This window comes from Xanthobacter autotrophicus (genome assembly GCF_005871085.1).
Classification (GTDB): Bacteria; Pseudomonadota; Alphaproteobacteria; order Rhizobiales; family Xanthobacteraceae; genus Xanthobacter; species Xanthobacter autotrophicus.
Genome location: NZ_VAUP01000028.1, coordinates 348,660 through 362,580, shown reverse-complemented (window position 1 = coordinate 362,580; position 13,921 = coordinate 348,660). Strand labels below are relative to the sequence as shown.

Below are 13,921 nucleotides of genomic sequence, written 5' to 3'. Positions count from 1 at the left end.
GACCCCAGACCTGCCTTGCGCTCTGCCTGGGCGCTGCGGCGGATTGGTGACGCCCTAGCGTCACGCCCGATGCGCCGCGAAAGCAAGCCGACCCATGGCGCTCATGCGGGTTCACCTCGGCCCATCGCATGGTATCCAATGGCGCGAGGGGATGAGCCGGCCGGCCCGGCTCTCCGGAGCCGTAGGAGACGCACATGCGAGCGATGGTGACAGCAAAATCTCTCGCCGCAACTCTCGCCGGCGCGCTCCTCGCACTGGGCGCGGCCCATGCCAACGAGGATGTGCAAAAGCGCATCGCCGATCCCTCGGGCCAGGTGCTCCAGACGGTCGATTACGCCAACACGCGCTATTCCCGCCTTGACCAGATCACTGCCGCCAACGTGGGCAAGCTGGCAGTGGCCTGGACCTTCTCCACCGGCGTGCTGCGCGGCCACGAAGGCAGCCCGCTGGTGGTGGACGGGGTGATGTATGTGCACACCCCCTTCCCCAACATCGTCTACGCGCTGGATCTCGATCACGACGGCCGCATCCTGTGGAAGTACGAGCCCAAACAGGACCGCTCCGTCACCGCCATCATGTGCTGCGATCTCATCAATCGCGGCCTCGCCTTTGCCGAGGGCATGGTGTTCCTGCATCAGGCTGACACGACCGTCGTAGCCCTCGACGCCAGGACCGGCGCGGTGCGTTGGAAAGTGGCGAACGGCGATCCGAAGAAGGGCGAATCCAACACCGCCACCGTCATGCCGGTGAAGGACAAGCTGATCGTCGGCATCGCCGGCGCCGAGTTCGGCGCGCGCGGGCACATCAGCGCCTACAACCTCAAGGACGGCACCCTCGCCTGGCGCGCCTACAGCACCGGCCCCGATGCTGACATGCTGCTGGATCCTGAGAAAACCACCGAGTTGGGCAAGCCGGTGGGCGCCGATTCGTCGCTGAAGAGCTGGCAGGGCGACCAATGGAAGATCGGCGGCGGCGCCCCCTGGGGCTGGTTCGCCTACGATCCCGGGCTGAACCTCGTCTATTACGGCAGCGCCAATCCCTCCACCTGGAACCCGTCGCAGCGCCCCGGCGACAACAAATGGTCCGACACCATCTTCGCCCGCGATGCCGACACCGGGGTCGCCCGGTGGGTCTACCAGATGACGCCCCACGACCAGTGGGACTTCGACGGCGTCAACGAGATGATCCTCACCGATCAGCTGGTGGACGGCCGCACGCGCAAGCTGCTCACCCATTTCGACCGAAACGGCTTCGCCTATACCCTCGACCGCACCACCGGCGCGCTTCTGGTGGCGGAAAAGTTTGACCCGACCGTGAACTGGGCCACCGGCATCGACATGGACAAGGTGAGGCCCACCTACGGCCGCCCCATCCTCGACCCAGCCCACGGCACCGAGGCCAAGGGCGAGGACGAGACCTATACCGGCATCTGCCCCGCCGCCCTCGGCGCCAAGAACCAGCAGCCGGCGGCCTATTCCCCGCTGACCGGCCTGTTCTACGTGCCCACCAACCATTTGTGCATGGACTACGAGCCGTTCCATGTGACCTACACGCCGGGCCAGCCCTATGTGGGCGCGACTCTCACCATGTATCCGGCCCCCGGCGGTGACGGGCGGACCGGCAGTTTCATGGCGTGGGACAATGTGAAAGGCCTCGTCGCCTGGTCCGTGCCGGAGCGGTTCTCGGTCTGGTCCGGTGCCCTCGCCACCGCCGGCGGCGTGGTGTTCTACGGGACGCTGGAGGGCTACCTGAAGGCCGTGGACGCGGCCACCGGCAAGGAGCTTTACCGCTTCAAGACGCCGTCCGGCATCGTCGGCAACGTCATGACCTATACCCATCGCGGCCGGCAATATGTGGCGGTGCTATCGGGGATCGGCGGCTGGGCCGGCATCGGCCTCGCCGCGGGCCTCGCCGACCCCGACGCCGGCTCCGGCGCCAAGGACGCCTACGCCGCCCTGAACAGCTACACGGCGTTGGGCGGCCAGCTCACCGTCTTCGCTCTGCCTGACGGGCTGTAAGATCGCGCGCGCCCGCCGGAGCTTGGACCCAGGAAGCGACACCTTCGAACTGCGGCCCTTCTGGCTTGCACTGCCGCGACAGGCAAGCTGAGGCGCGACACGCCGGGGATCGCCATCGACGTGCGGTTCCAGAGGCAAGGCATCGGGAGGCGGCGTCCCGCCATACCACCTTGCGTGTCCATCTGCCGCCGCAGCCATCGGCATCCGGGGCACGGTGATGCGATTTCACAGGACGCCATCGCCCTATCGCGCCCCAGGCTTGCCCCGTCTCCGACCGAGCCCACGACGCCCGTGGTGACACCGGATGAACTGAAAGCGGACTGAGCACCGAAAACATATGGTGCAAATATTCGCGTTGTATGTCATCCCAACAAGCGCGCGCAACTCCATCAATCCCATGGTTGTCTCATGTTCATCGTCCATAGTTGGCGTTAGAGACCACAGACACCAACGGCAGATCAGAGGTAACAATGTACATCTCAGCTTTTGACTGTATCCTGACGCTGCATCAAAGCCCGACGACCCTCTGAGCTGAAGGAAATTTCGGCCGAAATTCAAAAATGAGCGCTTGCCTCCCTTGAGGCTTTCTGCAACATTATATTTCAATAAGAATAATGAAATAATATAAATACTTCAGATAATAACAACTGATCAGATTCAATATAGCGTCCGACTGAACAGCTCCATTGATCGATTATGTTGTGTTTTCGGTGCGCCATGATCGAAATTTCAGCCTATGAGCAATGGATTGCCGAAGGCGGGCCGGGCCGGGCCGGACTTGCGTCGGAATTGTTCGCGAAGTTTTCGGCTCTTCTGCCCATCCTGAAGAACGAACTCCACGAATTGCGGGCAGCGCTTGTTCCGAGCGCGCTCCAGCAATGGAATCTGGTCGACGCGACGCCTTCGCCGGGGGGCAACCTGATACATGTACTACTTGGCGAACTCGCACAAAAGTTGAGCGCCGCGCGCGATGCCGCCAATCGATGTCTGTCGGTCTCATTGCAGGCGTCCAGCGAGGCGACAGACTTAAGCGGGACTGTCCAGCGCGCCATCGACGACGATCTGCGCAGCATTGAGGAAGCGAACCGCCAGATTGAATTGCTTGGCGCCTTGCGGGTCGGACATGAAGCGATGCTTCGCGCCGCCCGGGAACAACTGAAGGGCGGCGAAGGCTTCAAGAACGGGTTTTTGACGGCACTTTCGCTCGGCATCTACAACCCGCTGAAGGCTAACATGGACGCCGCCAACGTGGCGATCGCGCGGATCAATACGGAAGCCGCCATCGCCAACGCGAACGCAATGGCGGCGCGTCTGCATCAGTCGGAAGTCGTTGCATCGCAACACATTCTCCAGCGCATCAACGCACTCCACGGCTTTCTCGTCGACCGCCACAATGATCTCAATGTGGGTGTCGGATTGATCGAAAGCGCGTTACCCCAAATTGTCCGGGCCGACGAAACCACCCGGGAAACCCTTCGCCAAATCTATTGCACACGGGCGCGACCCGCCATGCAGCGCCTCGAGCTCTGGACCACACATCCGCAATGAGGCGACAGACACCGAAAGGCTGAAGGCGATGCCCGACCCATCCGAGGACGTGCCGGCGGACGGCAACGACGGCCATGCCGAACTGGAGGCGCTGGTTTCGCCGAAGGTCGACGAGAAGGGCAACCCGGTGCTCAGCCCGCTGAAGCAGGGCTGGCACTATCTGCAAGTGTATCTGAACTACGGCGTGCGGTTGCCGACTGACGATGCCGACCTGCGTATCGTATTGGCAAACGCCAGTCTCGGTGAGATGCCTTATTACGCCAGCATGAAATCCGGCCTGTCCCTGATCAAGACGGCCTGCAAGGACTTCATGACCGATGGCCTGCCGGACATGCTGGGCGTGGGCAACGACCTGAAGCGCTTCGCGGAGAACGCGGTCAAGGGCGAAGGCGACCTCATGGGTGTCGTCGAGCAGCTGGTGAAGGACGGTGACCTGGACGCCGCCGCAGAGCTGATCAAGGCCATGCGCGATGATGCCCAGGCGGCCGTCGCCCGCACCCTGCGCGTGGAGAAGAGCCTCGGCAAATTCTCCGGCGACCTCGGCGACGCGGCGGGCAAGCTCGAGGTGGCCCAGGGGGAGATCGAGAGCGACCACAGTCTGCAGTCCGCGACCATCGCCGCCCTTCAGGGCGACGAGAAAACGGCTGGCTCGCTGGCCCAGCTGCAAAAGGCGAAAGCAGAACTCGAGGATCAATACGACCACGAGGTGGCTGTGGCCGCGACAACGCCCACTTATGCCTGGGTCGGTCCGCCCATCGGCCTGATCGCTGCGGTTGTCGTGGCCGGCGTCTATGGCGACCGCGCCACCAAGACCCTTCGGGAAGTCGAGCAGCGCAGGAAGGATATCGCCGATAAGAGCTTGGAGCTCGACAAGGCGCTGCGTGTGCGCGACGTGAGCCGCCTCGCCGAACGCACCGTCGCCAATGCCTCCCGCTACACGGCGCTGGCCATCAGCCATGTGCAGGTGGTCAAGACCGCCTGGAACGGGCTCGGATCCGACCTCCAGTCGATTGCCGGCTTTCTCAAGGCATCGGTGCGCACCGGCACGGCTGCAAACAACAGTCCCTTAATTTCCGATCGGGCCCTGACGGCTCTCCTGAACAATGTCGAGAAGAAATGGGCGGCGCTCTACCCCAACTTGGTCATTCTTACCCAGGCGCCCTACATCAAGATCGACCCGAACCCCTCGACCATGGCTGAGCAGGCCAAGGCCATGGACGCAGCAATGACCAAGAAGATCTAGGCGAAGGGGAAGACGGTCATGGCCGAGCAGACGGTCGAGCAGACCGACGCGCAACTATGGACACGCACGGCACGTCCCTGGTCCACGCTCTATGCGGACGCCGCCCTCAAGCGGCTCGGCCTGCCGGCGTTTACGGTGGTCGAGCCCGGTGCCGGCGTCTACCGACACCCGCTGCTGGTCTGGAGCGGGGTTCGCAAGGCCGCCCGAAAGGCGGCGGACGCCCCCTACCTGATGGTCTGCTGCGACGTGCTTGTCCTCGACGAGGACCTGATCGTGGACAGGCCCGCCTTCATCATTGCCCGCCGGATCGAGGTCGGCCCGCGCTCCGGCGTGATCATCGACAGGATCGCGCGGCCCGATCCCAGTCTCCTCCTCCTGACGCAGCAGATCGTCGAGGCGGCAAGCGGCAAGGCATCTGCCCTTTCGATCACCCTCGTCGTCAATGACGCCGAGGGCATGCCCATCGAAATCGGCTATGACCTCACGCCCGCCTCGAACGCAGAATTCTGCATGGCCGTCGTGCTGGAACCGGGAGAAACTGTGTTCAGAGGCCTGCATCCGGGGGATGCGGGCCTTGGCATCATCGGGCTGGGCGAACAGCCGGCGCTGCTGCTGGAAACACAGTTCCAGCTTGCGAGCCTGCGCTTCACCGAGGATCCCGGCCATGCGCGCCAGCTGCTGTTCTGGATCGTCGAACTCCTGTCCGGTAACCAAAGTCTGGCCGAACTCGCGCTGCAGGCCCGCGCGCTCTACGACACGGTGTCGCTTCTTTCCAGTGAGGCAAAGAACGGCGTGCTGGTTCCGGCGCTCGACCATGCGGTCTATGCGGACCAGGCCGACCAGTGCCTCAAGCTGCTGACGGGTCGCGATCAGCGCTTTGCCGACATGAGACAGGCGTCCCGATCGGACAGGCAGTGGCTCGACGACGCGCGGGGGATGCTTGCCGACCGCGCCAACGAGCTCGATCTCAACGACAGGCTCGTGGCACAGGCCCGCCGCACCCGTGATCAGGCCGAGGAAGCCCGCTCCGATATCCTGGGCCAGTTGCTGAATACGCGCCTGACACTGGAGCAGGCGAAAACCACCTTCGACATGGAGATCGAACGCTGGAAGCGTGCGCAGATGCAGGCGGCGGCCGTCGATCTCGTGACCAATTCGCTGTCCCTTCTCTCCAAGGTACCGGCGATCGTGGTCGGTGCCGGCGACGTCGGCGCGATCGGCCAGGTGTTCGTCGGCGACGTCACGCAAATCGCCGGGCAGGCCGGAAAGATGCTCGGTGCCGACCAGAGCGTGACCAAGCTGGTAAAAGGCCAGACGTTCTCGTCCTGGGCCAGCAAGATCGAATCCGCCCGCGGCCCGTTTGCCAAGCTCTCCAAGTCGAACAAGATTGACCAGAACGCCAACCAGTTCGCCTCCTGGGCGCAAGGCAAGGCCGCCCCATCTCTGCCCAAGGGCAACCCGCTGCCGCCGCGCAATCAGGCCGGCGCCAATCCGCCACCGGCCGCGGCGCCCGACCGCGACAAGGCCGATGACATGCGTGACAGGGTCGAAAGCGCGGCCGGCGATGCCAAGGGCATCTTCGACGCCGCCTTGCGCCTGAAGGAAGTCGGCGAGGCCGCGGAGGCCATGGAGCGGAGCAGCGCCGAACTCCTCGACCTCGCCGAAGGCTCGATCGGCGACAGCCTCTCAACCGTCGAGCCTGCCGGCATCGATATTGCGACCGGGGGAGCGCAGCTGTGGCAGAACCTCGCGATCGACGTCGAGAACATGTTCGAGAACCTGGCCGGCGGTGATGTGAAGTCGATCCCCGGCGCGAACGAGTACCGCCTGGCGTTCCGCAAGCTGTTCGTCGCCGGACAGGCCATGAGCGTGGCGCGGCTTGCCCTCGCCAAGGCCAACACCGACCTTGCGGTGGCGCTCCTGCGCAAGCGATCGGCCGCCAAAGCGCTCGATACGATGGAGCAGAGGGTCGGAAAACTCGGCGAGCAGGTGGCCGAGGACGAAACCGTTCAAAACACGCTGTTCGAGCGTGTCGTCGAAGCCAAGCGGGGCGTGTTCCTGGCGATGGAGGCCTATCGCCGGGCGTTCTGCTATTTCTCGCTCATTCCGCTTGAAGCCTTGCCGACGCTACCGAGAATTACCGACAGCGTCGACGATTTCAGCAACAAGGTCCGCCAGATCACAGGCCGGTCCTTTGAACTCGAGGCGGTCGAGCAGATGACCGGAATGCCATCGACGACCACCAATATCGAGATTGTCGTCTCCGATCCCGTTGAACTGAAAGGTGTTGTCGGCAAGCGCAGGGTTGAGGTTACGGTGCCTGACGATTCCCCGGCATTCAAATATTTCGCACGGGTGCGCGTCTCGCGTATCCGTGTCTATGCTGAGGGCGTCACATCGCCCGTTCCGATCCTCGTTCGCATCTCGTCCAACGGCATCTACCGCGACCGCGTGCGGAGTGGCCCCAGTTCCTCGCCCCGCTGGGTCGACTTCTCCGGCAAGAAGTTCAGCCGGGTCTTCGTCTACCGGGATCAGGTTTCACCGCCGCTGGTGGAAGCCGACACGGTCGAGCGTTTCCGCAATGATGTCTTTCGCCCAACGCCCTTCACAACCTGGACTCTTGTTTTCGAGCGCCAGGACGGCGCGGCGATCGATCTGACCGGCCTGACGGCGGTCCGCATGCAGTTTTCGGGCGAATGCTCAGCCTTGTGAAGAGGTTTTCCATGAACGACGCCACCGCAGAGTCACCCGCGGACACGCAGGGCGCAAAAGCCGAGAAATCCAAGGACGATCCCAACAAAATCTCGCAGTGGCGAAGCTTGATGCAGGCCACTTCCTCCCCGATCAAGCTGTTCGCACTAATCGTTCTGGTCTGCAACACCGTTTTCGGAGCAGCGGCTGCAATCTCGTCTCCCGCCAACTTTATGTATACACTGCATGCCTTTCTCGCCGTGGTCGCGTCGTTCGTACTGATGGCCATCTGGAGCCCGCGATCCTTCTACTCCCCCGCAGAACTGAAAACGCTGCTCGAAGTCGAACAGCAGGTGGGTCGATCCGTCTTCCCGGAAAGCAGGCCATGGATGATGACCCTCTCGTTCTTCGTCGGCTTGCTGATCTATGCGATCTACCAGTTCGCGACCCGATAATCTGAACAATAATCGCACTCCAGAACACCATGATCAACCTTGCCTCCAGATCCGATTTCGAGCGCAAATATGTACTCCGCTCGTTCGCTGAGGGGCAGGTCGTCAGGCTTCACGGCAGCCCGTCCTGCAGGCTCAGGTGACGCTTCAGATATTTACGCATCCTGCCCATTATTTACACCGAACATCTTGGTGTAGAGGCCAACGGCATCGGCCGAGACATTGGGCGGCTGCGGGAGAAAGCATAGGAGCGGGGGGAGGTATAGAGCCGGCGGAAAGCTGGTGCCCGTATCGTGCGACCACGCGACCACCATGGGGAACACCAGCACCGGCCCGGCGGCGAGGCACGCATGCAGCGACGCGCGGGAGTTCACCGACCGGCCCTTGAGCGCACACCATGCCGCAGCGACGAGACCCACCCCGATTCACGGCGTCAACACACGGCGATGCCGGCTACCGTCGCCAGGGGCATCAGCGGCTGAAGATACGCGCCCGTGGCCCGGCCGTTCTGAAAGGCGAGGGAGGCAACCAGGTGCTGGACGTTCCAGACGATCACCGGCGTGAACACGATCAGCGCCACCGCCGCGCCGGCATAGGGCCAGGGGTCGCGAGCCAGTGCCGGGGGCTCACGATCAAAAACAGAAGCGTTCCCGCGAACAAGAAGACGCCGTGGTACTTGGACAGCATCGCCAGACCGCAGAGCAGGCCGGCGCGACGCATGCCGGCCGGGCCAGCATACCCCCAAATCTACCCCCGGATTCGCCGGATGCAACCGCACGATCCCGCACCTTGCCGGACGGGTATGTGTCTATAAATCATTGATTTTTCGAAAAAATCAGGACCAAGCCGGATGCAGCTGGACCAAAAAATGGTGCCCAGGGACGGAGTCGAACCGCCGACACTGCGATTTTCAGAAAGCCTTGAATAAAGCTCGGACCGCTTCAGTTCGCCCCGATCCATTTCGCTAACCGGCTAGCACTGTTGGTATTTACGTTCCAGACCTTTTCACGCCTCACCAACGCATTTCGGTCAAGCAACCGCTTTCTCGCACCCATGGCGCACCCCGCACATCCCAATCCGGACAGGAGTGGTCGCACAACAGTTTGTAATGACATTGTCATTGCATCGTGATATATGCAGGGCACTGGAGATATCATCATGACGGCCACCGCCCGCGACACGCTCAATATGCGCATCAAGCCAGAGGACCGCAGCCTGTTCGATTGGGCTGCCAAGGCGCAAGGCAAGACGCGCACGGATTTCATTCTCGAAGCCGCTCGCCGCGCAGCCGAAGATGTACTGCTGGACCGCGCCGTGGTCCATGTCGGGGAGGAAGCCTATGCCGACTTCCTGGCTCGTCTGGATGCGCCGGCCGCCCCCAACGAGCGCCTGAAGCGGACCATGCGGACGAAGGCTCCGTGGGAATGACCCTGGCCGCGCCGGAACCCATCCAACCACATCATGATGTTGCATCCTTTTCCTGCGGCCATCCCAGCCTCGACGAGTGGCTGAAGCGCCGTTCGCTGACCAACCAGAAGGCCGGAGCGTCGCGCACATATGTGGTGACCACGGACAACCGTGTTGTCGCCTACTACGCCCTTGCATCCGGTGCTTTGGCTTGCACAGTCGCGACAGGCAAGCTGAGGCGCAATATGCCCGATCCGATCCCCATGGCGATCCTCGGCCGCCTTGCGATCGACGTGCAGGTCCAGGGACAAGGCCTCGGGCGGGCGCTGTTCCGCGATGCAGCCTTGCGCGTTATTTCCGCCGCCGATGCCATCGGCATCCGAGGGCTCATGGTACATGCGATTTCAGAAGACGCTGCTGCCTTCTACCGCGCCCTCGGGCTTGCCACCTCCCAGTCCGAGCCCACGACGCTCATGGTGACGCTGGATGAGTTGCGGGCTGCCTTGTGAGATATCCGACCGCGTACAGGCACAAGTGGAGGGCTGGATCCTCGGCGTGCACGCGATCTTGCAATTGCAGGCTGCCACCTTCACAGCGCACGATCGGCTGACCCACAACAAGGCGTAGACAATTGATTCAATTACGACAACGCCTATTGCTTGGACTGCTCGTGAACCCGTTCGGCAAGACTGCACGGTCTATTGAGCTGGATGGGCGTGTCCTGCGCATCATTCAGCGTGGCAAGACCGTACAGATGTCTCTGGATAAGATGATTGCACCACCGGTTCTCAAAAAGGAGGCTCTCGGAACGAGTTTGACCATCCCATGCTTCGACTCCTACAACATCGTACTGCGCGGCGCCGGATATGATGATGCGCGTGTTTTTGGGGGTCACATCCGCCAGGCTTGGGTCGCGTTCAACCTGTCCGCGCTGGATCAGGAAGCGAACCGCTTCAACCGCCTTCATACCGTCCTCGCAGGCCTAGCAAGACCCCTCCGCTATCCTGCAGCTTGCAGTCTCGACCACATTCTGCGAGACGCGCGGGCACTCGATGCTTCCCTCCTATCCAAGCTACATCCAGAGGCTATTGGACGAGAGAAAGCGGAGCGAGTCGCGTTAGCTAGAAAGTTCATCGCCGACCCACAGACAGCGAGAGCGAATGCCATCACGATCTTTGTCCCGGCCGAGCTGGACCGTTGGAAGGACCTCTTCGACACCATCGAGAGCAAGCCCCTGACGCCAGAACAGCGCCTTTCGATAGTCGTCGATGAGGACGCAACGCTGGTTCTCGCCGGAGCTGGCTCCGGCAAGACTAGCGTGATCACGGCGAAGGCGGCGTATCTCGTCAAGGCTGGGATCCGTCATCCCGAAGAAATCCTGCTGCTTGCGTTCGCCGATAACGCCGCGGAGGAGATGTCAAAACGGGTTGAAGATCGCTCCGGAGTCCCGATCGCAGCGCGCACATTCCATGCGATTGCTTACCACATCATCGGGATTGTAGAGGGCTCCAAGCCAGCACTGGCCGCTCATGCCAAAGACGATATGGCATTCACCAGAATAATCAAGCAGATCTTGAGTGATCTCGTTCATACGCTCTCGGAAGTGTCCAAAGCAATCATCCAGTGGTTCGCGCATTTCCTGGTCGAGCCGAAGACCGAATGGGACTTCAAGACGAAGCATGCTTTCTACACCCACATGGAGCAGCAGGACCTGCGAACACTGCAGGGCGAAAAGGTCAAAAGCTACGAAGAGTTACAGATTGCCAATTGGCTCTACGAAAACGGCGTCGAATACGAATACGAGCCCGTCTACGAGCACAAAACTCCCAAGACCGGTCGGCGGGACTATCAGCCTGATTTCCGTCTGACCGAAAGTGGTATCTACATCGAGCATTTCGGGGTGCGACGCCAGAAAATGCCCGATGGCAGCGAGCGGCTGTTCACGGCACCATTTGTGGACCGTGAAGAATACCTGGCCAGCATGGCCTGGAAGCGCGAGGTCCACGCCGCGCATGAAACCACGCTGATCGAAACCTATAGCTACGAGCGGCAGGAGGGTCGCCTGCTGGCCGGCCTAGCGGAGAAGCTGGCGCCGCATATCACCTCGGATCCCCGGCCCGCAGGCACAATCTATGACCGTGTCGTCGAGCTGAAGCAGGTTGATACCTTTTCGCAGTTGATGGGGACATTTCTGCGCAAGTTCAAGAGCGGCGGTTACAGCCTTGCCGAATGCGAGTCAAAGTCAGAGCGGATGAAGCTCGGCATGCGTGCCAAGGCCTTCCTCGCCGTATTTACTCCTGTCTTCGAGGAATATCAGAAGCGCCTTGAAGGTAGGATTGATTTCGAGGACATGATCCTCAAGGCCGCGCACTATGCCGAAAATGGCCGCTATATCAGCCCGTTTCGCCACATCTTGATCGATGAGTTCCAGGACATCTCACAGAGCCGTGCCCGGCTAGTCAAAGCACTGAAAGCTCAGCATCCGGACGTGCGGATTTTTGCCGTGGGCGATGACTGGCAATCGATCTTCCGCTTTGCCGGGGCCGACATCCATCTGATGCGTCATTTCGGTGCCGAATTTGGTGGCCGTTTCGATGGTGAGACTGGTGTGCACCGGACGGTCGATCTCGGGCGCACTTTCCGTTCCGTCGATCAGATCGCGTTTGCGGCCAGAGCCTTCATTCTTCGCAATCCGGCCCAGATCCAGAAGCAGATCATTCCGGCGGGAACAGCCACGGAACCGACCATCAAGATCGTGATGGTGCCGAAGGATGAGAATAATGAGAAGCTATGCGAAGTCCTCACCGCGATATCCGGCAAGCTGAACAAGGATACGAAGATCACGAGTGTTTTGTTGCTCGGGCGGTATCGTTTTCTGAGGCCTGACATGCAGGATCTGGAACGGTATTTCCCGAGACTTCACATCAGCTTCAAGACCATCCATGCATCAAAGGGGCTTGAAGCCGATCACGTGATCCTTCTGAACGCCGACAGCGGCCGCACCGGCTTCCCTTCGGAGATCGTCGACGACCCATTGCTTTCCCTAGTTTCGCCGGAGGAAGAGACCTTCCCGAATGCGGAAGAAAGGCGGGTGATGTATGTCGCGATGACCCGGGCCCGCCATACCCTGACCATCCTTGCCTCCAATTCAAGACCGTCAGCCTTCGTCACTGAACTCAAGAAAGATCCTGCCTACGGTATTGCCGCGGCGTCCGGTGCCGAACTGGAAGCCCACGAATGCGGGGAATGCGGGGGACGGCTACTGGACGTGCGATGCCAGGACGATCGCATCCGATACCGCTGTGAGCACGTCCAGCATTGCGGAAATGTGTTGCCTGCTTGCCAATCCTGCGGGACAGCGCTCCCGCGTCGTGTCGACGGCTCAGCCGAGGTCCGGTGCAGCTGCGGTGCCGACTATCCAGGATGTCCCGAATGCAAAGACGGCTGGCTAGTCGAGCGAACCGGACCTTACGGTCGCTTCCTTGGCTGCGTTCAATATCCCACCTGTGTGGGAAAGCGCAGTTCTCCTACACACGTCCCTGAACGGATTGCCGATGCTCTTGAAGGCGACATCGCCGACCTATTCCGTCGCCCCCGAAATGGTGCATAGCGCCACTGCCCGGCAAAGCCCGCCCTCACGAACCCGCCTTTCCACTGGCCTTGGGCGCGGATTCGATCCGTTATGCAGGCTATCAGCGTCGTGGTACGCGGCGCGCGCCGCGTATCACATTTTCAGCACCTCCAGTACCGGATTGGATATTGGTCATGCCGCAGTTCCGGTTGCACGATGCGCTTACCGAAATCTCCGACATAGCGCTCCCATACGTCGGGAGGAGCAGCCCGGCCCCGGAAGCCCCAGCGGTGCGCCTCTGAACCGTCGGCATACTCGATCTCAGGGAAGTTCTCTCGCGTTGCTGGAAGCCATTGATCAGCGACGTACGCGCCAAGAACGACGCCGCGCAACACGGCGAGCACATAATCCGCCTTTTCGGCCCGTGCCTTGTTGATCCGCCAGCAGTACCGAACAAGCTGGAAAATGGCCTTCGCGTCATCGCGCTTGTCGAGCTTCCTGATGTTGATCAGGACCAACCTGTCGGGCGGATCTGTTACAAGCTCAGGCAGGCCGTATTTGATGACGATCTCCCTGGCCGTCATCAGCCCGGTGTCGCCGGAGCCGTGGCCGCTGACGGCATTCGTGAGTTTGGGATAGGCATCGATCAACGCCGCCTCGACCAGGAAGGCCTGATCGTCGTTCAACCCATGCCGGTGAATAACGTGGCGAACCTGAAGGCCCTCGGCTTTGATGGCGCGGATAGTGTCGAGCTTTGGCGGCAGCAGCGCATCGGGCTCGGGCTCGATATCGCCCCGCGCATGTTCGAAGACGCGGTTTCCAGTTCCTTTGCCGACATAGAATGTTTCACCACACCGCGGGTCGATCAACCGGTAAACGTATTTTCCAATTCGATACTGGACGTTTTCGTCGAAGCTGATCGGCTCTTCGATCGGCATTAAACTATTCATTTCTCATTTTGCTCCATTGATCGTCCGCCTTTGAATTCATC

General features: G+C 61.3%; 11 protein-coding genes. 8 read left to right on the top strand and 3 right to left on the bottom strand.

What is annotated here, in order from left to right; translation table 11 throughout:
- Positions 1-194 precede the first annotated feature (194 nt).
- The 5 genes from FBQ73_RS13460 (at position 195) to FBQ73_RS13440 (ending at position 7,955) form a co-directional block, all read left to right on the top strand.
- On the top strand, positions 195-2,018 hold the full coding sequence (locus FBQ73_RS13460; RefSeq protein ID WP_210236771.1) for a methanol/ethanol family PQQ-dependent dehydrogenase: 1,824 nt from the start codon (positions 195-197) through the stop codon (positions 2,016-2,018).
- 717 nt (positions 2,019-2,735) lie between these two features.
- Positions 2,736-3,566, top strand: a complete 831-nt coding sequence (locus FBQ73_RS13455) for a hypothetical protein (protein ID WP_138399998.1) — start codon at positions 2,736-2,738, stop codon at positions 3,564-3,566.
- Positions 3,567-3,615: 49 nt separating this feature from the next.
- Positions 3,616-4,809, top strand: a complete 1,194-nt coding sequence (locus FBQ73_RS13450; protein WP_138399997.1) for a hypothetical protein — start codon at positions 3,616-3,618, stop codon at positions 4,807-4,809.
- 18 nt (positions 4,810-4,827) lie between these two features.
- Positions 4,828-7,521, top strand: a complete 2,694-nt coding sequence (locus tag FBQ73_RS13445; protein ID WP_138399996.1) for a hypothetical protein — start codon at positions 4,828-4,830, stop codon at positions 7,519-7,521.
- An 11-nt stretch (positions 7,522-7,532) separates the two neighbouring features.
- Positions 7,533-7,955 (top strand): hypothetical protein, encoded by a 423-nt coding sequence (locus FBQ73_RS13440; RefSeq protein WP_138399995.1) that lies wholly within the window; start codon positions 7,533-7,535, stop codon positions 7,953-7,955.
- 430 nt (positions 7,956-8,385) lie between these two features.
- Here the strand turns inward: FBQ73_RS13440 and FBQ73_RS22785 are convergent, their stop codons facing one another.
- Both FBQ73_RS22785 and FBQ73_RS23530 read right to left on the bottom strand, forming a co-directional pair.
- Positions 8,386-8,532, bottom strand: a complete 147-nt coding sequence (locus tag FBQ73_RS22785; protein ID WP_170218882.1) for a hypothetical protein — start codon at positions 8,530-8,532, stop codon at positions 8,386-8,388.
- On the bottom strand, positions 8,523-8,672 hold the full coding sequence (locus FBQ73_RS23530) for a glycosyltransferase family 39 protein (protein ID WP_138399994.1): 150 nt from the start codon (positions 8,670-8,672) through the stop codon (positions 8,523-8,525). Before FBQ73_RS23530 ends, FBQ73_RS22785 begins: the two co-directional genes overlap by 10 nt.
- A gap of 438 nt (positions 8,673-9,110) precedes the next feature.
- On the opposite strand from FBQ73_RS23530, the gene FBQ73_RS13430 reads away from it, so the two are divergent.
- From FBQ73_RS13430 to FBQ73_RS13420, 3 genes are all read left to right on the top strand, one after another.
- A complete protein-coding gene (locus tag FBQ73_RS13430) occupies positions 9,111-9,380 on the top strand; it encodes a type II toxin-antitoxin system TacA family antitoxin (protein WP_138399993.1) in 270 nt (89 codons plus the stop codon).
- The gene (locus tag FBQ73_RS13425) at positions 9,377-9,868 is read left to right on the top strand and encodes a GNAT family N-acetyltransferase (protein ID WP_138399992.1); all 492 of its coding nucleotides are present in this window, start codon (positions 9,377-9,379) and stop codon (positions 9,866-9,868) included. Before FBQ73_RS13430 ends, FBQ73_RS13425 begins: the two co-directional genes overlap by 4 nt.
- 161 nt (positions 9,869-10,029) lie before the next feature.
- Positions 10,030-12,969, top strand: a complete 2,940-nt coding sequence (locus FBQ73_RS13420; RefSeq protein ID WP_246089695.1) for a UvrD-helicase domain-containing protein — start codon at positions 10,030-10,032, stop codon at positions 12,967-12,969.
- A gap of 122 nt (positions 12,970-13,091) precedes the next feature.
- On the opposite strand, the gene FBQ73_RS13415 is transcribed toward FBQ73_RS13420, so the two are convergent.
- Complete coding sequence (locus FBQ73_RS13415) at positions 13,092-13,868, bottom strand: LEM-3-like GIY-YIG domain-containing protein (protein WP_138399991.1); 777 nt, start codon at positions 13,866-13,868, stop codon at positions 13,092-13,094.
- Positions 13,869-13,921 lie beyond the last annotated feature (53 nt).